We start from the raw sequence: 20371 nt of genomic DNA, 5'->3' as shown, positions 1-20371 counted from the left end.
GCATGATTTTATCTCAAAAACCGGCAACTTTGTTCCTGACTAATGAATTTTGGGAGGTAGTACAAAATGACTCCAACCGACTTATCCAAATCTCCAAAGAATCTAAGAAGAATTAAAAAGAGCTGCGGAGACATAAGCGATAAATACCAATTAATTATCAATTCTTTGAACAGGCTAAAGGACTGTTACTTTTCAATCGTTGATAGAACAGGAAAGATTATCTTTATATCAAAAGAATTCGAAGATATTGATGGTTATAAAGTCGATGATATATTGGGAAGAAATGTACTGGATGTTTACAAGTTAAATGAACAGACCAGCGTACACATGAAAACAATCAAAGAAAAAAAAACAATGGAAAATACCCTTTTCAGATATACTTCTGCCGACGGTCAGATAATTGAACTTGTCATGGACATCTATCCAATTTATTCAGAAGGAGAAATCATCGGTTCATTTGCTGTGAGTCATGATACGAGCAAAATGAAAACGCTTACCGATAAGCTTTTTCAACTGCAAAAAACTTTTTATCAACAATTACAGAAAATCAACAATAACGGGACCCGGTTTTGTTTTGACGACATCATCGGTCCGGGAGAGGGCATGAAAAATGTCATTGCAACTGCCCAAAAAATGGCCTGTTCGGAGTCGCGGATCATGATTTTAGGAGAAACAGGAACAGGAAAAGAACTGTTCGCTCAAAGTATCCATAATTACAGTTCAAGAGCCAAAGGACCCTTTATAGCAGTAAACTGCTCAGCAATCCCGGAGACTTTATTGGAAAGTACTCTATTCGGGACAAGCAAAGGAGCATTCACCGGTGCGGTGGATAAAGCCGGTTTGTTCGAAGAAGCAAAAAACGGAACACTTTTTTTGGATGAAATTAATTCTATGGGAATAGTTTTTCAAACAAAGCTATTGAGGGCGCTGGAGACGAATAGTATCCGACGCGTGGGCAGCAACAAAGAAGTTCCCATAAACGCACGAATTATCAGCGCAATGAATATCGAACCCGAGGAGGCTGTAGAAACAGGAAAACTAAGAAGTGATTTTTATTACAGGCTTGCTGTTGTTACTTTAGAATGCCCCTCCCTGCGAAACAGAAAAGAAGATATCATCCCTCTATCCAAATATTTCATTAACAAATATAATAAAATTCTAGGGAGAAAAATTCGGGGTGTATCCGAAGAAGTTGAACAAGTATTGCAAAATTATGATTGGCCAGGTAATGTTCGTGAGTTGAGCCATTGTATCGAACATGCAATGAATATGGTTGATCCCGCCGATTATGTTCTGAGCAAACATCATCTGCCCGTTTTTCTCCAAAAAAAGGGAAACCATGCCAGTTTCACTCTATCCATTAGCGCGTCAGAAGTAGACGATTATAAACAAGTCATGCTGCATATTGAAAAAAACCTATTGACACAGGCTTTGAAAGAAAGTAAGGGAAATATTAATCAGGCAGCTAAAAAGCTGAACCTATCCAGACAATGTTTATTTTATAAGTTAAAACGGCTAAATATTAATATCCAGCATGAAACTCATATTGCATGAGTCCAGAACGATCCATCTGCAAGATAGACCGGCCGGTTCGCAGCTAGCAAACCGGCCGGTTTTATTTGTACATCGCCATCCCCTTCATAATACTGCTCATTTTTTTTACACGGTATTACATTTTCTCCTGCGAACGCCGCATAACGCCTCTATAAATTTTTTTACTTGTTCATTCGTTTTGACAGCAATAGACTTGCGATTACCATTATCCCATGAGTCCAGATCAGAAAATAGTGCCGTTTTACGCCAAAGAGCGGCACTTTGAACATATGAAGCAGCTCCTATTTGGCACAAATCTTGCAGAGAATATCTTGATAGAAATAAATGATAGTCTGATATACCTGATATCAAGATCAGAGAAGAGGCGAAGAAGCTCAAACCCGTTGCTGACGGCAAGTCCAGAGTTCTATGAGAGGAGGAATCAGGAAAACTTCGCAGCAATCTGAAAGTGTTGTCTTTAAACAGTTCTACTGTTTTGTCGGATTTGACCACTTAGGAAGTTTTAACCGACAGACCAAGGCAAAAAAAGCTGATTAGAAAAGGAGAGGGGATTTAAGAATTTTAAAATGGGAAGAAAATGTTTTGAACACAAGCAGAAAATAAAGGTGGGAAAAATATTATGAAAATCAGTAAAACGAAGTATTTCGCAAGATTGGTAGTACTTGGGTTTGCTAACCCTGTAATGTATGTGCTGCCCTACTTATATTACACATGGGGCAATCAAATGCTTGGCAGATACCACGCCAGCTTAACAACATTGGCCGGGTTAGTCGGTATATATGGAATTATAGCTTTAATTACGTATGCGCCATCCGGTATTTTAGTTGATATTTTTGGAGCATGGAAATTGTCGATTTTCTCATATATCACTACGACCGCGCTCGTTCTAGTAAGTGCATTTGTAACTGATATTAATGTATTAAAAATCGTTTATATTGCATTGGGATTTACTACAATTTTAACATTCTGGTCACCATGGATTACTTCAACAGCAAGAGCCGGCGGTATAGAAAATCAAACGAAGTCTTTTGGATTTACCTATACATTCGTAGGACTCGGCGGAATTATTGTAAACACGATACTTGTAAAAATCATTGGTAATACAAGCAGCGGAATTAAACCCGGGTTAATTGTGTTGGCAATCATTACAGCTATAATAGGCGTTCTATATATGCTCTTATTTAAAGATATTGATAATATAGAGGGCGAAAATGATGACAGTTCAAAATTCAAATTCTCAATGGTAACACAGGCGATAAAAATACCTGGATTATGGTATGCAGGACTTGTTGTCTTTGCTTTCTATGCACTGCTTACAACAACAAGTGTATTTAACCAATTATTAACAAACTCTTACGGAATGACTAATGAACAAGCATCGTTTATTGCCGTATTCCGTACAAATGGACTTGGTTTAATAGCGGGTCCGGCATTAGTATTTGTTGTATCTAGATTTAAATCCACAGCTAAAACATTACTATCAACTGCGATTGTTGAAGTAGTATTTGTTGCGGCAATTATGCTTTTACCAAAAAGTCCATCTCAGGTTATTTCAGCTATGGTTATCGTATTGGCGATAGCATTCTTGCAGCTTGGTGCTCGTTCAATTTATTTTGGCCAAATTGGTGAAGCAGGAATCCCTGATCGAATTTTAGGTACAGCTTCCGGGATAATTTCATTAATTGCATACTCTTCGGATATATATATGCCTCAACTAGTAGCGGGAATGATTACAGATAAAGCTGGAAAAATAATGACTTCTGGTTATAACACAGTTTACATGCTTCAGTTTGGATTATTAGCAATGGTAGTTGTATTTAGTTTACTTGTTTGGAGAGAATCTAAAAAAAATAAAGCTATACTTGGATAGTGTCAAAGTTGCCATCATAATGGACATTCTAATTTTTAATTGAATTTGCATGACAAATTTCTCTAAAAAGGTTAAGAATGTCCTTTTTTTATTATTGCTGCCGGATCTTGCTTGTTCCTTGCATTTAGAGAAAACCGGCTCTGAATGATGATGAAAAAAGAATGTCAAAAAAAATATAAAAAATTTCACAGCCGTCTAATGAAAGATAAAAATGATCAGAAAGCAGGGTGCCAACTCATGAAACAAACCAAAATTCTGGTTGAAAAAAATGTACCATGCAAAATGAGAGATGGCGTTGTTCTTTATGCAGATATTTATCGGCCTGATAAAGAAGGCAAATTTCCAATTTTGTTAACGAGACATCCTTATGGAAAGGATTTGCCGCTTTATTCCTATCGTTATCTCGATACAAATCGGCTTGTGGAAAATGGATTTGTTGTCATTAATCAGGACGTGAGGGGGCGTTTCCATTCGGAAGGAGAGTTCTATCCGTGGAAATATGAAGCAAATGATGGATATGATACAGTGGAATGGGCAGCATCCTTGCCGTATTCAACAGGAAAAATCGGTATGTTTGGCATGTCGTATTATGGCTATACGCAACTGTTGGCAGCCATCAAGAAACCTCCCCATTTGGCTGCTATTTTTCCTGCGATGACGTTGAATGAACAAAGAAATGATTTTGTCTATCATAATGGGGTTTTTCAAACCGGCGGGTTCGAAACATGGACACTTGAATCGATCGTTGCCGATTTACTGAGAAGAAAGATAAAGGACCCGACAGAAAAAAAAGAGGCTATACGAAAGCTTGCCGACAACCTTAATAAAATGGAGGAATTATACCATTTTATTCCCTATAATGAATGGCCTCCATTAAAGGAGCTGAATGTCGCCGACTATTACTTTGATCAAATATCCCATGCTCCGGAGGATGAAGATTACTGGAAAGAAGCAAACATTGCTGATAAGTACATGGATTTGCAGATACCAGCCTTTCATTTAAGCGGATGGTATGATTGCTTTACCGGTCCGACATTAATGAATTATGAAGAAATGAAAAAAACAGGACAACCGCAAAAACTGATTGTAGGGCCATGGGGGCATGGCTATTTTGCCTCTGTGCAGGGAGAGTGTTCCTATGGCGTCCATGCTTCCGGGGACTGGATTGACTTGGAAGAGGACATCACTGACCTCCATATTCGCTGGTTTAACCATTGGCTAAAAGGAACCGATAATGGTATCGAGACGGAAGCTCCTGTAAAAATTTTTATTATGGGGATCAACAAGTGGCGGAATGAAATGGAATGGCCTCTTAAAAGAACTCAATACACCAATATTTATTTGCACAGCAGCGGGAAGGCAAATACAAGAACAGGGAATGGGAGTCTTTCAATGAATTTCCCTGAAGCTGAAATGTCGGATACTTTTATTTATGATCCTGAAAACCCGGTGCCGTCAAAGGGTGGGGGTACGCTATTTATTGGAGTGCAAACAGCGGGTCCGCTTGATCAAGGTCGGATAGAAGACAGAGAAGATGTGCTTGTTTATACGACGGAGCCGCTAACTGAAGCAATGGAAGTGACAGGACCGATAAAGGTAAAATTGTGGGCTTTAACGGATGCGAAAGATACAGATTTCACTGCCAAGCTGGTAGATACGTATCCGGAGGGAAGAGCGATCATTTTAACACAAGGCATTACTAACGCAAAATATCGCAATGGCAATCAGCCTGAAAAGGAATTGAACGGGGAAATCGTTGAATATGAAATCGACCTCTGGGCAACAAGCAATGTTTTTATGCCCGGGCATCGGATTACGCTGGAAATTTCCTCGAGCTGTTTTCCTCAATATGCGCCAAATCCGAATACGGGGAAATCACTGATTGATAGTAAGAAAGCAGTAAAAGCGCAGCAGGTTATTTTCCACAATGAAAAATATCCGTCTCATATGATATTGCCTATGATTTCAAATAACTAAACAGTCAAAAGTTCCAAGTACCTATGAAATCAGTAATTCATCGTCTGATGCCGGCATTTCCTGCTTCTCTTAAATTATTTAAACGCGGGTTTCGTCGGACAATTGTTCGGCGCTAATAGGCCACCACCGTTGCTGCCGAGCATAGAGTCGGATGATCGCTTCCAGAGCTGATGTCCGGCCGGTACTGGCCAGAATCGCCTGTTGCTCCCCCATCATGACGAGCACAGAGGAGGATACTGAGACTAAGGATACCAGTTATCGTCAATTTTTCCAAAAAATATTTTAAAAGGGCAATATAAGATTATTAATGTAGATGCACTCTTGACTGGGATTAAGTGAAAGAGGTAACAAACCTTTGAATGCGTATAGATCACTTATATGTCCTTTCTCAAATGTGTATATTCGGGCGTAAATGAACCCGCAATATTCTGCTTAAAATAAAACTAAGATCATTCAGATTTATGCTGTTTATAATAGGCTATTCCCGTCGTCTATACCTTATTCCATCAGCACTCCGATGCCTGTCCAATGGATTGCTTCTTCGGCTATGGCTGCACAAAGAGAGGTGTAACGAATGGGCAGGCTTCGTGGAATTATTTTCATCATCGCTGCAGCCGATTTATTTGGTATTATGCCAGTATGGGTCAAACTAGCATATACAACTGGATTGACTGTCTTTGGGGTTGTTTTTCTGCGTTCGGGTATTGCTGCAGCGATACTAGGAATATTACTCTTCTGCCGCAAGATTGATTTTCATATCGGGAAGCCGCAATTAGATCCATTGCTGTTATTGAGTACATTAGGTTATACAGCTACTATTTTCACTTTGTACTTATCTTATAAATATATTAGTGCTGGTGTCGCCACTTCGTTGCATTATCTGTATCCCGTCCTGGTGATGCTGCTCGGTTATTTAATGTATCGTAAAAAGAGACCACAGGTTTATAAATGTTGTGCTCTCCTGATGTCTCTGATCGGTATCTATTTGATCGCTGATCGGGGAGGAGGGGATTTTTCTCTTAAAGGTGTTGGACTAGCTATAAGTTCTGCTGCTTTTTTTGCGATTTATGTGCTGTCCATTAATTACCCTCAGCTAAAAAAATGGGACAGCCTGATGCTTGCCTTTTATGACTGCTTGATGACAACGATTATTTCCCTTGCAGTACTTGTGGTTCAAGCGAAATGGCCGCCGAAGATTACACTGAAAGGTTTGTACTATACAGGATTGATAAGCTTTTTCTGTACTGTTCTGGCATTGCTTGTCTTTATAGAAGGCGTGAAAATAATCGGATCAGTTAGTGCATCCATCCTCAGTACCCTGGAACCGGTGGTTAGCCTTGTATCAGGTATCATTGTTTTACATGAACCGATAACCTGGTACACATCTCTTGGGTGCATATTGATTATCACCTCCGTCATTCTGATTGCTATTTCAGACCTGAAAAGGGGTGCTGCCGGCTGAGAAAGGATAAAATCAACTTCAAAAGAAATCTGGATTTCAGTGGTAACTTTAAAGAAGGCTGACTCAAAAGCCCTTTAAAAGAAAAGAAGCGGAGAGAAATCAATAAAAAAATTTCTCTCCGCTTCTTTTTAGTGTGAAGATGCCCACCTTCTCCTTGCAGAAAGTCCATTCGGACCTTATTCAGAAGGTTATGGGCCAGCGCAACAAGCTGAATTCAGTCGAGACTTTTTCAAAATGAAAGGGGATTTCTATTCTGTTTCAAGTTGCCTAAGACGGGTGCAACTTCCCGCTCTCATCGCCGGTATTTGACTCTGCCTGCTTCCGAAGTGAAGGGCATGCCTTGCTTTCCCTTCACTTCTTTTTCCAAGAAAGGAAAAGACGAGAGGGGAAACGCTCCTTCTCGCCTTTCATTTGAGGCACCCTTTGGGGACATCCTCTTTCTATTGATTTGGCCATTTGTTTTTTCTGCATTTCCAATACTGAAAAGGAGCTATAGATTAAATCTCTGCATTTCCACACCGAAAAATTTTTTAAATAATATTTCACATTTTGTTTTGTTCACGTCAATGGACGGGCAGAGACTCCTCGACACTCTCGCTAAAAATCGTCATTGCCCGGTCGATTTGATCTTTTTCCACAATCAGCGGGGGAATGAAACGGATGACATTCTTGCTGACACCGCAGGTTAGCAGAATCAGCCCTTTTTCCAATGCCTTTTTCTGTATGCACGCAACGATTGCGGCATCCGGGCGGCCCTGTCCGTCAACAAATTCGGCGCCGATCATCAGGCCGAGCCCTCTGACTTCCATAATTTCATCGTGCCGCTCTTTCAGCGATTCCAGTCTCTTCTTAAAATAGCCGCCGATCTCCGCGGCATGATCGGCAAGACCGTTCTCAAGAAGTTCAAACACCGCCACGCCGGCGGCACAGGCTACCGGATTGCCTCCGAACGTTCCGCCATGTGTTCCCGCCGGCCATCTGTCCATGAGAGATCGCCTGGCAACCACCGCACTGAGCGGAAACCCGTTGGCAATCGCCTTAGCGAGAGTCATGATGTCCGGCTTAACATCAAAGTGTTCATAGGCAAAGATTTTGCCGGTCCGCCCGAACCCCGTTTGTACCTCGTCGAAAGCAAGCAGTATACCGTGCTCATCGCAGATTTTGCGCAAGGCCTGAAGAAACGGCTTCGGCGGTACAATATACCCGCCTTCACCTTGAACCGGTTCGAGAATCATACAGGCCACCTGTTCCGGCTCGATCAGATCGTGGAAAATCTCATCCAGCTGGGCCAGGCAGCGCGCCACTTCCTGTTCCTCGGTCAGCCCGCTGCGGATCGCGTATGGGTATTCTGCATAGTAGACGCTCGGGAGCAGGCCTTCATAGTTGCGGCGATAGCGGGCATTCGAAGCCGTCAGCGTCGTCATTGCCAGCGTCCGGCCATGGAAGCTGCGCTTGAATGAAATAATGCCCGGCCGGCGCGTCACCTGTTTTGCCAGTTTAATAGCCCCCTCGTTGGCTTCGGCACCGCTGTTCGAAAAATAGATTTTATAATCGCCGCCAACATGCCCCAGTATCTTTTCCGCCAGTTCAATATAGGAAGGATAGTAAACGACATTATGGCCGCCATGAATCAGTTTATCCATCTGCTCCTTGGCCTTCTTTACGACAAAGGGATGGTTGTGCCCGCAGTTCACAACCGCTACGCCGCTGGCAAAGTCCAGATATTTCCGGCCCGTCTCATCCCATACGTAGGCGCCCTCGCCTCTGATAATGCCGAGATGTGTTGCACGATCCGCGACAGGCGGGAACAGATCCAGTGATTTTTCATACAAACTTTTCTCCGCCATTGTTCTCATGACCTCCTTTTTCTTAAAATGAACTCGGATACAGAGCTGCTCTGCAGCAGATACGTTATTATATAATGCGTTCAGGCATCTTATTATTGAATTTCGGCTCCCGCTTTTTTAACGGCCGGACAAATGCACCGATTTTTACGATCGGACGGTCCGAAATCAGCTCGGACAGGCGGCTGTTCAGGTAAAACCTTCTGCCGTATTATCGGCGCAGACACATGAGACATCTCCCGAAAATGGCCGGCGCAGCGGCCCGGACATAAATTTTTATAATATTTTTTCGAGAAAATCCCTCGCCCGCTCTGTTTTCGGTGCACTGAAGAATTGGCCGGGCGGGGCGCTTTCCAGGATCTGTCCGTCGTCCATAAAGGCAATCTTATCGGCGACCATTTTGGCAAAGCCCATTTCATGAGTCACAATAAGCATCGTCATTCCCGTATCCGCCAGCGACTGAATGACGTCCAGCACTTCCTTGACCATTTCCGGGTCAAGAGCGGACGTCGGTTCGTCAAATAACATGTAGTCGGGTTCCATGGCGAGTGCCCTGGCAATCGCGACACGCTGCTGCTGACCGCCCGACAGTCTGCTTGGATACTCCGCTGCCTTCTCCGACAGGCCGACTTTTTCCAATAATTCCGCGGCCCGTCCCTCAGCCTTATCCCTGGACAGCCCCTTGACCTTCATCGGCGCATAAATCAGGTTTTCGAGGACGGTTTTATGCGGAAAAAGATAGAAGTGCTGAAAAACCATGCCGACTTTTTCACGGACTTTAACGACCTGTTTCGGGCGCAGCGAAGTCATCTCCTGTCCGTCAATCTCTACCCGTCCTTTGGTCGGCTTCTCAAGAAAATTGATACAGCGCAAAAAAGTAGATTTGCCGGATCCGGAAGGCCCGATGATCACGACAACTTCTCCCTCTCTGACCTCGAGAGAAACATCTTTTAAAACGTGCAGCTCTCCAAAATTTTTAAAAATATGTTCGGTTTTAATCACTGCGGCGCATCCTCCTTTCGAGCCGGCCTCCGAGATGAGTCAGAATCAGGACGATCACATAGTACATCACAAGTGAGACAAGCATCGGCGGAAAATATAGATAGTATTGTGCCGCCACGATCTGGGAACGGCGCATCATGTCGGTGACCGAGATTGTCGAGACAATGGCCGAATCCTTAGTCAGCGTAATAAATTCATTCATCATTGCCGGCAGAATGTTCTTGATGGCCTGCGGCAGGATGATATCTTTCATTGCCGGCCAATAGGAAACGCCCAGTGCTTCGGATGCTTCAAACTGGCCTTTGTCAACCGCATTGATGCCGGAGCGGATAATTTCCGACATATAGGCGGCGGAGTTCAGTCCGAACGTCAGCACCGCACACGTCAGCGGATTGACATCCCCCATCTGAAACAGCTGCGGGATGCCGAAATAGGCGATCGCCAGCTGCAGAATCAGCGGCGTCCCGCGGAAAACGGATGTGTAAGCCCGGGCCAGTCCGCTCAGCACTTTAATGTTTCCGATCTTGCACAATGAGAGCAGAATTCCGCCGACAAAGCCAAGGATCGAGGCGCCGAGCGCGATGCCCAGCGATACCCAGACACCGTTGATGATATATGGAATTGAAGGGGCAATCGTCTTAAATCCCCCGATTAATTCGTTCAGCATTGCCCTGTTTTTCCCCTCTTCCGATCAGTAAATAATGAGCCGGTTATTGATTTTTGATCCATTGATTAACCAGCTGCTGGGTCTTTCCGTTCTTATTCATCTTGTCCAGAACTTTGTCAAACTCCGCTTTCAGCTTGCTGTCTTTAGGAAAGGCGACGCTGATCGGATCGGCCTGGGATTTCCCGTTAACGAGCGCTTTAAACTGATGCAGGCTTTTGTCTTTGTTCGTATAGCCGTATGCAACGGAGCTGACAGTAATAATCGCGTCCAGTTTTCCCGCTTTCATCGCTTCGGCCATGTCGTTCAGCTTATCCCATCTCTGAATGTTCATCGGAATCGTCTTGTTCAGCTTGACAGCCAGTGTTTCCTGCGTTGTTCCGAGCTGAACGCCGACTTTTTTCCCTTTCAGATCATTGACACTGTTAATCTTTGCTCCCTTTTTGGATAGAACAACCTGATAGTCGTTAAAGTATGGTTTGGTGAATTCCACCTGTTTTTCTCTGTCCGGGGTGTCAACCATTCCGGCCATGACAAAATCAACCTGTTTGCTGTTCAGTGCGGCAATAAGCCCGTTGAAGTCCTGGTTTTTGATCTGCAGATTGTAGCCCAGCTGACTGGCAATATATTTCGCCATATCAATATCGAATCCGACTATTTTATTGCCGTCTGCCGTATTCACGGACTCAAACGGCGGATAATCCGCGCTGGTCCCCATAACAATGGTTTTCTTGGCCTGTCCGCCGCTGCTGCCTGCGCTGCTGCACGCAGTCAGCACGATCAGAAGACAGGCAATCATGATTAATCCGGTTTTTTTGAACATAAATAATCGCCTCTTTTTTATTTTTTGCTTGCAGGTAGGAAACAGACCGGGAAGAAATCCGGCTTCAGGTTCCGCTCGTTCCAGAAAGGACGCCCTCCGTCATTCCCCTGATCAAACGGGGAAGCACGCCGAAGGAGTACGGCTTGTACACGCGTTCCATCCACGTGTGCGCCTTCTTGCCGTAAACGCCCATATCGACAACCGGTATATTAAGCCGCCGTATGCGGTCGGTCGGAATGCTGTACATTCGCCCCCATCCCGGAAAGTTTTCGATGATCTCATTTGTTTCTTCCTCCGTCTCATTCATGGCTAGATAACTGCTGTCCGCCAGATACGGGAAAAATCTTTTTTTGGCAAACAGTTCCCCCGTTTTCTTACCGGTTTTTACCAACATCCGGTCAAGCAGGTCATCGCAGCGCCGTTCCGCATCGATCTCTGCGCGCAGATAATTGTGCGGACAGTAAGGGGGCGCGAAAAAAACAATCACTTTCGGACGATAGTCTTTCGCCGCTGCTTCGAGTGCTTCAATGATTCGGTAACTGATCCGGCGAAAATCCTCGGACGGATGAATCTGAACCGTTTTCTCCGTCACTTCTTCAACATCCACACCCGTTGTCCTTGCTTCTTCAGCGAACGCTTCATAGGTCATTACAAGGGTCGACCAGTCCGGCGGATCTGCCTTCAAACCGCAATTACCCGAGAACTTAGTGTATTGTTTTTTCAAAAAAACTTCAAGGTCTTGACAAGCGGCTTGCGCCGCACTTTCCAGCTGCCTCAGTACATCTTCCGGGGAACGCTCGTAAAGAAAATAATTAAAATAGAGATAGGCGGCTCCTGCCGTCTGGACATTATAGAACGGCTTGCTGTCCCGTTGATAGAGACAGGACGGCGGCAAAATCACTTCGCCCGGAATTTTCTCCGCGGCATCCATGTTGTTGTTCAGTGCCGTATTAATTCTGCCGGCAATCCAGGTCGGATCAATGCCGGAAAACGTTTCTCCGACATGGGCCTCCCTGCCCCGTATGTAAAAGCAGCCAAGCAGCTTGCCCGCAGAACCGGTATAGACATAGCGGTGCGGATCGCCCTTATAAAGCGGACTGACAAAATCTCCGTTAATCGCCAGCAAGTAGGTCAGATGCCTTTCCCTTCTCAGCCGGATCAATTCTTCCACCGCCTCGATGACGCCTTTATGATCATTTTCTTCGACAGGGTTGAACATGACGAGCAAATTGCCCGAAAGCTCGCCGCGATGGTCCGAGTAGTAAAGCAGGTTGCTCAGATGAACGGCATCGCCGCTCTTCATATCGAGGGCGCCCCGGCCGAAAAGCCAGTCTCCCGAAACGGCATCTGCCTTTGTATCGGCGTCTTTATCATAGTTTTTGAAAAATGTCTGCAAATAATCCGGATCGAGCGCAAAGGACTCGATCCCGCCAAAGTCGGAAGTGCCGACGGTGTCTGTATGGCCGTGGTAAATTACGGTTTTATCTGTCGGCACTCCGCTCTCAAGCAAAGCAAAAACATTTTTCCTGCCCAGTTTATCCCCCTTCAGGCGCTGTGTCCAGACCAGATCCGGATGATTTTTAAAAAAAGGAAAGGAGCGGATGATCGCCTCCAGCCGGGCGGCAATATCCACTTCTCCATGTGTACCATTGACGCTTCTGATACGGACCAGGTCGCGCGTGATCTTCTCGGCCTGCTGTTCGAACGGCAGATCTTTAATTTGTCGATACATGAATATCCCTTCTTTCAATCCTCTCAGTCATCCAGATCATCTCTCTGAAGGACGAGCGACGAACAATGAATCCCGCCGCCCATTTTGTTAATTTCGTCAACCGGCACGGCGATGACTTCGATTCCGGCCTTTCCGAGCGCCTCAATGGTCCGCTGACCGAGCGAAGTAAACAGCACTTTACCAGGAGACAGGCAGAGACAGTTCGTCGTCATCGGCGGATCAAGCGGATCTGTATAAATCAGTTCAATACCGCGCTGCTGCAGCATCTGCAGGAACCAATGCGGCAGATTGTCCGGATCGACAAGCGCCTTGTTCACGTCGACCATATTGAAAACTTCATCAAGATGGATCATGCTTGACGGCAAATCAACGACGATCAGCTCCATCCCCTGCCAGGAAAGAATCGCGCGCAGCTGATCAATGCCCGCCTGATTGACGCGGATCGAGCGTCCGGCAACAGCGGTTTTCCTGTCCAGCACCATAAAGCTGCCGCCTTCGGCAAACCCTTCGCCCTGAATGGACGCGAGCACGGGCATGCCGATTTTAGCCGCTGTTTTAAGCGTCCCCCGCGTTTCCCCGTATCGGAATTTCAATGCGAACCGGGCCAGGATCAGCCCGCCCGGGATTACCATTCCGACATCGCGGGTGAACAGATTATTGGTCAGCAAATCGGCGTCTTCCTCCAGAGGAATAACATCCACCCCTTCTTTCTTCAGCACTGAAGTCATCCGGTCATGCTGCTCCTGCATTTTGGCAAGATCCAGCGGTTCTTTGCCAAGGCAATAGCTGACCACGTTGCCCCGATCGTCCCGCAGAATTCTCGCATGGACGGCAGGCTCATACTCGGCTTTATTCAGCGCAAGCATTTCGTCTCCCGGCCGATGAACAAAAACTTTTCTGACTTTGCCGACCGCATTGCTGTTTCCCCAGCCACCGCCCCAGTAGGTTTCGAGCAGCGATCGATCCGCAAAGGGGCGCCGAATCATGTTTTCATCCAGAAATTTATGCAATACCGACAAACCGATCACTCCTTCTCATGAATGAACTACAGCCGAGTTAACAAGTAGTGGAATAAAAATTAACATTATATACTCTTATCATAATATAAAATCAAAACAGAAAACATATAAATTTTGTGATGATATATATTCAATATTTTAACACTATTTCGAATAAGATACTGCATCTTTTTCTAACCGCTTTGTGCCGTTACATTCTGTGTCTTTGCAAAACCGATTGAGCAGATGTCAGACATTCCGTCTGAACAAAATAATCATGTCAATTTATCTGACAATTCGTTTGACGTTTCGCTCCCTGTCGTATATTATTATCCCTGTAAACTTCATCCTTTCTGTTTTCGTATATCCTTAATCATACGGTTTAAGGGTCTCTACCGAGGAACCGTAAATTCACGGCTACAAAAAATATGCGCGCATATTTTTTGTAGCCCTTTTTTTCAATTTGCCGAGCAATATTATTGCACGGCTTTGCAAAGGCTGATTTAATAGAAGAGTAGTTTATAAACCAAATAGTTTAAAAACAGGAGGGATCCCCATGAGTCCATTCACTTTACCGGAACTGGATTACGCTTTCGATGCTCTTGAACCTTATATTGACGCGGAAACGATGCGTATTCATCACGGCAAGCACCATCAGACGTACGTCAACAACCTGAACGCCGCACTTGAAGGCTATCCCGATCTGAACGGCAAATCTCTGATCGGCTTACTGACGGACCTCGGAGCTGTCCCTGAAAACATCCGGACAGCAGTACGCAATAACGGCGGCGGGCACTACAACCACAGTTTTTTTTGGAAAATACTGACCCCGGGCGGATCGGAAACGCCCGCAGGTGAGCTGAAAGAAGCCATCAACGGCCAATTCGGCAGTTTCGACGCATTCAGGGCACAGTTTTCGGCCGCAGCCGCGGGCCGCTTCGGCTCAGGCTGGGCATGGCTGGTCCTGGATCAAGGCAAGAACCTGAAGATCACAAGCACGCCGAACCAAGACAATCCGCTGACAGACGGAGAAATCCCGCTGCTCGGGCTTGATGTTTGGGAACACGCCTACTACCTGAAATACCAGAACAGAAGGCCGGAATACATTCAGAACTTCTTTAATGTAATCAACTGGGATCTTGTCGGAACAAATTACGCTAATGCACTGAATCAGGCAGTTTGATCAATTGAGGAAAAAAGCGCCGGCCGGCGCTTTTTTCCTTTCTATCGGGCGTGAAACATCACCGTGTCCAGGCCCCCGGCAGGCGAGCTGGGTCGAAACGGCAAAAGCAAGAAAACAAACACGAAATCCGCACAAACCGAATCAGAAATCAGATAGGCCGATCCGGTCCCGGTCCAACGCCGGGCGGCTGTATCCTTTCCTTTCCACATCCCGTATATGCAAAGAACGCTTCTCAAAAACGGGACAAAAGGCTGTTCTGTTTTTCATGCCGGGCTAATCCGAACGGCTGCTTTGTTTAGCGCTTCCCGCCGCTGAATCTGATCCGGAACCGGCAATGGGCCTCTCCGTCGGCACGGCACAGCATTCTGTCGGCACTTTCGGCTCCAAGCACACTTTTCATGAGACTCGTCTCGAACCTGCAGGCAAGCTTATACTGTTTCGCGACGGCAAGGATCGGGCAATTGTATTCGATCAGCTCAAAGGTTCCGTCGCCGATCCGGTGCAGCCGGCACATATACCCGTGCTCATTCTGCAGCCGCGCAAGCGCTTCGGCTTTGCCTTCATCGCTTTTCTCACGGCTGATCGCCGGTCGGTAGGCCTGATAAAGCCTGCCTTTTCTTTTTTCAAACAATTGCCGGACCGCTTTCTCGCCGTAAAGCTGTTCGATATCTTTCAAAAACTGAACGGCGATATGCTCATAGTTTTTTGGAAAAGATGTCTCAGCCTTTTCTGTAAGGGAAAAAAGCTGGACCGGTCTTCCAACCGGTCTTTTGAGATTCTCCGCCTGAATCAGTCCGCCGCCCTCAAGGGCACTCAAATGTTTTCTCACGCCCATTTCAGTCATATGAAGCAGCTTTGCCAGATCGCCGGCAGAAAGCGGTTGCTCTCTCTTCAGAATATCGAGAATTTTGTCTTTCGTTCCCTTCATCGATCCGGGATCTCCCTCCCGTCCTTCTATATTACCGTAGATCAGCCCTGCGGCTTGATTTTAGCAACATTTAGGTTTATAAAGTATAACGTAATGTTTTCCCGACTTGATGTCAAGGAGGCAGCCGTATGAATATGGGGCTGGGTATGATTCTGATCGAAATCTGTGATTACAATATATTGACAGCGGAGCATCTGAAAAAAATAGCCCGTCATCCGGAAGTAGCCGTGATGAGTTACGACTGCCTGAATCTATGCGGCATGTGCAGCCTTCGTCCCTTTGCCGTTGTGAACGGGCAAAGAGTATTTGCAGCATCCGTTGAAGACTGTCTGGCAAAAATTGAGCAAAGAGTGGAAGAGGAGTTAAAAAAACTGGCTTAAATCTTATGCCGGATTTTAGGTTTTTGGCAGCAGAAAGTCCGGCGGGACCGTTTATAAAAAGATCCCCCGCCGGACCCGGCCCACTCCCGATTACCTTGGTGCATGCAGAAATTTAACGCAGACCGGATCGGGCACGGCGAGCTTGGAACCCGTTGCAGCCAGCCGCCCGGTTTCCGGATCCCGCGTAAAGAGGACAAGACTGCCCGTATTCTGGTTGGCGGCTATCAGAAACCGCTCCGACGGATCAAGCGCGAAGTCGCGCGGCCATTCGCCTCCCGTTGAAACACGATCAAGCAAAGTCAGCGTTCCCGATTCCTTGTCTGCACCGAACAGAACGATACTGTTGTCGCCCCGATTCGAAACATAGACGAAGCGCCCGTCCGCCGGGATCCTGATGGCGCTTCCCTGATTGTGACCGCGAAAAGCGGCGGGCAGCGCACGGATCGTCTGAAGCACGGAGAAATGGCCGGATGCCGCATCAAAACGAAGCACGATCACTTCAGAACTGATTTCCGACATAACGTAGGCAAACGGGGCTTTCGGATGAAACGCAAGATGCCGCGGCCCTGTGCCCGGTTTAAAAGCCAGGACGTCCTGCCGGATCAGTTTTCCCTTTGCTTCCTGGTAAGTGGTCAGTGTATCTGTGCCCAGATCAATGGCAACGACAAATCGTCCATCCGGCGTGTAATCGGCAAAATGAACATGCGGTCCTTCCTGCCGCGAACGGTCCGCGCCGGAGCCTTGATGATGAACGACGTCCGAAGCCGGTCCGGCACCGCGGTTTTCGCCAATCGGGTATACAGCGACCGTTCCTTTGTGGTAATTGGCCGACAGTAGATGATGATTTTCCCGGTCCACGCCGACGTAGCACGGTGGCGCACCCTTGGAGATCTGTTCGTCCAGAATTTTCAGCCGTCCTTCCGGCGTGACCGCGAAGGCGGCGACACCGCCGGAGCCGTCCTTTTTAATGACCGAATAAAGCCTCCTGTCATCCTCACTGAACGTCAGATAGGTTGGATTGTCGAGTCTTGCCGCGAGTTCCGTCCGATCAAGCATCTGCCTGTCTGTATCGAGAATGAACGAATAAATGCCCTCGCTGTCCCCATTTGTATACGTTCCGGCGAAGCCTCTGTAAATGCTCATTTTCATCCCCCTCCCCTTATCCAAACAATTTAAAACGGTTTCTGATTCCGTACAACAGACTGCTGACCGCCAGCATCAGGCATGAGAAAAACACGGACGCGCTGAGCAGGATCAGCAGATAAAAATTAAAGCGGCCGATCCAGATCATCATCTGCCGGTGCAGGGACGGATCGAGAACGGCATTCAGCACGTTGGCAAGAACAACCAGCAGAAACATAGCTCCGGCTCCGCTTCTCGCCCCGCGGATATCTTCCGGACTGAGCGACATCCGCGAAGAGATGCAGACCGCTAGAAAAATGAACAGCCAGAAGGCCGGACGGGCCAAATTTTCAACGGTAAAAAAATTGCGGAAAACGTCCAGATCCGCGAACAGCAGGTCCCCCCATGTGCGCGGATCGACGAGAGAGAACGTCTGCGTTCCAGCAAAAAAATAGCGAACGATCAAATACGAACCGTTCGGCACAAGAAAACGGGCACTGGCAAAGATAGCCAGACCGCCGCTGATCAGCGGTGCCAGCCCGATAAACAGATTGCCGATATTCTGGTAGAGACTGCCCGGATTGTACGTGTGGGTCACGTAGCCGATCGTCCCGTCCGATCGGTTGGCCTGAAACAGTTTGATTCCGGTCACCCGGTGCCCGAAGAGCAGGCACATCGCTGCATGGCCCAGTTCATGGACCGGCGTGCCCAGCCAGGCCGTAAAATAGATGCCCTTCATTCCAAAAGTGCGGATTATCAGTCGATTGGACAGCCGCTCCAGATAGCCGAGAATAAACCCGCCAAGCACAAGCCCGCCGATAAGCGAAATAAATTCAGTTGTGCTGAGCCATAAAATCTGCAGAACGGTCCAAAACAGACCTGCATTGAACATTTTTAACGCAGGCCCAGCTGCTGCTTTTCAAGAAAAGGCTTCAGCGCTTTCCGGTATGGCAGTTCAAGACCTCCGGCGATCTGTCCGGTCCACGTTTCCTCACGTGTCCCGCCGGACCGCGTCTGATAGTAATGAGCGATTTTTTGATCATACGTCTTGAGGGAATCCGCCGAAGGTTTGGCATTGTAGTGATTCCGATGAAAAATAACATCGAGCGGCAGGCGCGGCTTCTGTTCCGGATCCTGATCCGGGTAGCCGACAGCCAGGCCGAAAATCGGATAGACATCCTGCGGCAGCTGCAGAATTTCAGCTGTCTTATTGATATCATTCTGGATGCTGCCGATATAGCAGATGCCGAGCCCCATCGATTCCGCAGCGACAGCCAGATTCTGCGCCGCAAAAGAAGCGTCGCCGAACGCGACGATCAGCCGCTGCGCCGTATCCAGGACGGATGTATCTTTTTTATAGCGCTCGCCGATCACTTTATTCCGGTACTGGTCCGCCAGAAAAACAAAAAAATAGCCATTATGTTCGACATAATCCGAATCGTAGGCGATCTTGCGCAACTGTTTTTTGATGCCCGGATCGTCGATCCCGATGATCGAGTAGGACTGGGTAAAACTTGATGTCGAGGCGGCCTGCGCGCTTTCCACCAGAAGCCTGACCTGGTCTTCCGTCAGCGCTTTATTTTTAAACTTGCGAATGGACCGGTGACTTAACAGCGTCTCAATGACGGCATTTGTTTCCACACCCGTGCATCTCCTTTGCAAACTCTGATATTTTCTGAACGGCGTCTGCATCGACATCCGTATTGATTCTTAAAACACCTTCCATTATATAATTTCAACCGTCTCTTCCGCCAGCGACGCGCCTGACCGCGGAGTGGATTTTTGTTTTTTTTCATAACGTGAAAATTCGGGCTTTCAAAATTAAAAAAGCAGGAGAACATTTTTCCAGTCCCCACTGCTTTTTGACGGAGCCGCCTTTTTTTATTTCGTCAGTTCTTCGGTCAGGACAGGAACAATCTGTTTCTTGCGCGATACGACGCCTTTCAGCGTCGCTGTATGGTTGACCAGCTTCACGTTGAAGGCGGTCTCGGCGGCAGCGGCGGCCTTGCCCAGTACCAGAGCTTCCGAGTCGCTCGTCAGGATATTTGTTACGGCCAGCAGGAACAGATCAAGATTTTTCGTATCGATTTCCTTGTTAATCGCCGTCTCAAGCTCCTTCCGGTGCGACAGAACATCATTCGTATCGACGACATTGACCTGGGCAATTTCCACCGAGTAATGGCCCATTTCGAACGGTTTGACATCGAGGCGGATCAGTTCTTCAGCCGTCTTGCCGCTGATATTCGTGCCGGCCTTGAGCATGTCGAGACCGTAGCTTTCCGCCTCAATGCCCGAAATTTTCTCAAGCTCGCGGGCTGCCTTTATATCTTCCTCCGTACAGGTCGGCGATTTGAAAAGAAGCGTGTCGGAAATAATCGACGACAGCATCAGGCCGGCAATCGTTTTCGGAACAGCCAGTCCGTTTTCTTTATATAATTTATTGAGGATCGTTGCCGTGCAGCCGACCGGTTCCGCCCGATAATAAAGCGGCGCTTTTGTTTCGAAATTCGCAATCCGGTGATGATCGACCACGGAGAGCACGTCGACTTTGCCAATGTCGTCCACGCTTTGCTGCCGTTCATTATGATCGACAAGATAAACCGCGGACGTCTCATCGGAAACGGTCCCGACAAGACGCGGCACTTCAACATGAAAGTAATTCAGGACGTATTCCGTTTCACCGTTCAGCTCGCCGAGGCGGACTGCTTCCACGTTCTCTCCCAGCTGCTTTTTCAGGTCAGCGAACGCAATCGCCGAGCAAATTGCATCCGTGTCCGGGCTCTTATGCCCGAATACCAGCACTTTTTCCATTTTTCTACCCCTTAATCATAT

Annotated in this window: 17 protein-coding genes and 1 riboswitch; of the genes, 6 read left to right on the top strand and 11 right to left on the bottom strand. The window is 46.9% G+C overall.

What is annotated here, in order from left to right:
* The first annotated feature begins 66 nt into the window (after positions 1-66).
* From Q6A92_RS16660 to Q6A92_RS16645, 4 genes are all read left to right on the top strand, one after another.
* Positions 67-1554 carry a sigma-54 interaction domain-containing protein gene (locus tag Q6A92_RS16660; protein ID WP_274401387.1) on the top strand — a complete coding sequence of 496 codons (1488 nt, stop codon included), beginning with the start codon at positions 67-69 and terminating at the stop codon, positions 1552-1554.
* A gap of 619 nt (positions 1555-2173) precedes the next feature.
* Positions 2174-3424 carry an MFS transporter gene (locus tag Q6A92_RS16655; protein ID WP_274401388.1) on the top strand — a complete coding sequence of 417 codons (1251 nt, stop codon included), beginning with the start codon at positions 2174-2176 and terminating at the stop codon, positions 3422-3424.
* 237 nt (positions 3425-3661) lie between these two features.
* Positions 3662-5401, top strand: a complete 1740-nt coding sequence (locus tag Q6A92_RS16650) for a CocE/NonD family hydrolase (RefSeq protein ID WP_443029750.1) — start codon at positions 3662-3664, stop codon at positions 5399-5401.
* 574 nt (positions 5402-5975) lie between these two features.
* Positions 5976-6863 carry a DMT family transporter gene (locus Q6A92_RS16645; RefSeq protein WP_332238776.1) on the top strand — a complete coding sequence of 296 codons (888 nt, stop codon included), beginning with the start codon at positions 5976-5978 and terminating at the stop codon, positions 6861-6863.
* A gap of 563 nt (positions 6864-7426) precedes the next feature.
* On the opposite strand, the gene Q6A92_RS16640 is transcribed toward Q6A92_RS16645, so the two are convergent.
* The 6 genes from Q6A92_RS16640 to Q6A92_RS16615 form a co-directional block, all read right to left on the bottom strand.
* Complete coding sequence (locus Q6A92_RS16640; protein WP_332238775.1) at positions 7427-8710, bottom strand: aspartate aminotransferase family protein; 1284 nt, start codon at positions 8708-8710, stop codon at positions 7427-7429.
* 273 nt (positions 8711-8983) lie between these two features.
* Positions 8984-9709, bottom strand: coding sequence for an amino acid ABC transporter ATP-binding protein (locus Q6A92_RS16635; protein WP_274401392.1), 726 nt, complete (start codon positions 9707-9709; stop codon positions 8984-8986).
* Positions 9702-10376, bottom strand: coding sequence for an amino acid ABC transporter permease (locus Q6A92_RS16630; protein WP_274401393.1), 675 nt, complete (start codon positions 10374-10376; stop codon positions 9702-9704). Before Q6A92_RS16630 ends, Q6A92_RS16635 begins: the two co-directional genes overlap by 8 nt.
* Positions 10377-10419: 43 nt before the next feature.
* Complete coding sequence (locus Q6A92_RS16625) at positions 10420-11196, bottom strand: ABC transporter substrate-binding protein (RefSeq protein WP_274401394.1); 777 nt, start codon at positions 11194-11196, stop codon at positions 10420-10422.
* A 64-nt stretch (positions 11197-11260) separates the two neighbouring features.
* A complete protein-coding gene (locus Q6A92_RS16620; RefSeq protein WP_332238774.1) occupies positions 11261-12928 on the bottom strand; it encodes a M20/M25/M40 family metallo-hydrolase in 1668 nt (555 codons plus the stop codon).
* 23 nt (positions 12929-12951) lie between these two features.
* On the bottom strand, positions 12952-13956 hold the full coding sequence (locus tag Q6A92_RS16615; protein WP_332238773.1) for a dimethylarginine dimethylaminohydrolase family protein: 1005 nt from the start codon (positions 13954-13956) through the stop codon (positions 12952-12954).
* 309 nt (positions 13957-14265) lie between these two features.
* A riboswitch (purine riboswitch) is annotated at positions 14266-14366 on the top strand.
* Between the two features lie 116 nt (positions 14367-14482).
* Between Q6A92_RS16615 and Q6A92_RS16610 the strand changes: the two genes are divergently transcribed.
* Entirely contained in the window at positions 14483-15109 is a 627-nt protein-coding gene (locus tag Q6A92_RS16610; RefSeq protein WP_332238772.1) for a superoxide dismutase, read from the top strand.
* A gap of 295 nt (positions 15110-15404) precedes the next feature.
* Here Q6A92_RS16610 and Q6A92_RS16605 read toward each other — a convergent pair whose 3' ends face one another.
* A complete protein-coding gene (locus Q6A92_RS16605; RefSeq protein ID WP_274401398.1) occupies positions 15405-16037 on the bottom strand; it encodes a helix-turn-helix transcriptional regulator in 633 nt (210 codons plus the stop codon).
* Positions 16038-16165: 128 nt separating this feature from the next.
* Between Q6A92_RS16605 and Q6A92_RS16600 the strand changes: the two genes are divergently transcribed.
* Entirely contained in the window at positions 16166-16417 is a 252-nt protein-coding gene (locus tag Q6A92_RS16600; RefSeq protein WP_274401399.1) for a DUF1450 domain-containing protein, read from the top strand.
* A 90-nt stretch (positions 16418-16507) separates the two neighbouring features.
* On the opposite strand, the gene Q6A92_RS16595 is transcribed toward Q6A92_RS16600, so the two are convergent.
* The 4 genes from Q6A92_RS16595 to Q6A92_RS16580 form a co-directional block, all read right to left on the bottom strand.
* Positions 16508-17560: a lactonase family protein gene (locus Q6A92_RS16595; protein WP_443029747.1), complete on the bottom strand. Its 1053-nt coding sequence runs from the start codon at positions 17558-17560 to the stop codon at positions 16508-16510.
* Between the two features lie 16 nt (positions 17561-17576).
* On the bottom strand, positions 17577-18431 hold the full coding sequence (locus tag Q6A92_RS16590; protein ID WP_332238770.1) for a M50 family metallopeptidase: 855 nt from the start codon (positions 18429-18431) through the stop codon (positions 17577-17579).
* A 2-nt stretch (positions 18432-18433) separates the two neighbouring features.
* Positions 18434-19180: an oxygen-insensitive NADPH nitroreductase gene (nfsA, locus tag Q6A92_RS16585; RefSeq protein WP_332238769.1), complete on the bottom strand. Its 747-nt coding sequence runs from the start codon at positions 19178-19180 to the stop codon at positions 18434-18436.
* A 240-nt stretch (positions 19181-19420) separates the two neighbouring features.
* Complete coding sequence (locus Q6A92_RS16580) at positions 19421-20350, bottom strand: manganese-dependent inorganic pyrophosphatase (RefSeq protein ID WP_332238768.1); 930 nt, start codon at positions 20348-20350, stop codon at positions 19421-19423.
* Positions 20351-20371 lie beyond the last annotated feature (21 nt).

This window comes from Sporolactobacillus sp. KGMB 08714, assembly GCF_036598985.1.
Taxonomy (GTDB): Bacteria; Bacillota; Bacilli; order Bacillales; family Sporolactobacillaceae; genus Sporolactobacillus.
The sequence above is the reverse complement of the archived record's forward strand: the minus strand, read 5'-3'. Positions and strand labels throughout refer to the sequence as shown.

Excerpts from the sequence above, each read along its gene's own strand:
- Q6A92_RS16595 (WP_443029747.1), bottom strand. The coding sequence starts at position 17,560 with ATGAGCATTTACAGAGGCTTCGCCGGAACGTATACAAATGGGGACAGC.
- Q6A92_RS16650 (WP_443029750.1), top strand. The coding sequence starts at position 3,662 with ATGAAACAAACCAAAATTCTGGTTGAAAAAAATGTACCATGCAAAATG.
- Q6A92_RS16605 (WP_274401398.1), bottom strand. The coding sequence starts at position 16,037 with ATGAAGGGAACGAAAGACAAAATTCTCGATATTCTGAAGAGAGAGCAA.
- Q6A92_RS16655 (WP_274401388.1), top strand. The coding sequence starts at position 2,174 with ATGAAAATCAGTAAAACGAAGTATTTCGCAAGATTGGTAGTACTTGGG.
- Q6A92_RS16610 (WP_332238772.1), top strand. The coding sequence starts at position 14,483 with ATGAGTCCATTCACTTTACCGGAACTGGATTACGCTTTCGATGCTCTT.
- Q6A92_RS16660 (WP_274401387.1), top strand. The coding sequence starts at position 67 with ATGACTCCAACCGACTTATCCAAATCTCCAAAGAATCTAAGAAGAATT.
- Q6A92_RS16630 (WP_274401393.1), bottom strand. The coding sequence starts at position 10,376 with ATGCTGAACGAATTAATCGGGGGATTTAAGACGATTGCCCCTTCAATT.
- Q6A92_RS16580 (WP_332238768.1), bottom strand. The coding sequence starts at position 20,350 with ATGGAAAAAGTGCTGGTATTCGGGCATAAGAGCCCGGACACGGATGCA.
- Q6A92_RS16600 (WP_274401399.1), top strand. The coding sequence starts at position 16,166 with ATGAATATGGGGCTGGGTATGATTCTGATCGAAATCTGTGATTACAAT.
- Q6A92_RS16590 (WP_332238770.1), bottom strand. The coding sequence starts at position 18,431 with ATGTTCAATGCAGGTCTGTTTTGGACCGTTCTGCAGATTTTATGGCTC.
- Q6A92_RS16620 (WP_332238774.1), bottom strand. The coding sequence starts at position 12,928 with ATGTATCGACAAATTAAAGATCTGCCGTTCGAACAGCAGGCCGAGAAG.
- Q6A92_RS16640 (WP_332238775.1), bottom strand. The coding sequence starts at position 8,710 with ATGGCGGAGAAAAGTTTGTATGAAAAATCACTGGATCTGTTCCCGCCT.
- Q6A92_RS16625 (WP_274401394.1), bottom strand. The coding sequence starts at position 11,196 with ATGTTCAAAAAAACCGGATTAATCATGATTGCCTGTCTTCTGATCGTG.
- Q6A92_RS16645 (WP_332238776.1), top strand. The coding sequence starts at position 5,976 with ATGGGCAGGCTTCGTGGAATTATTTTCATCATCGCTGCAGCCGATTTA.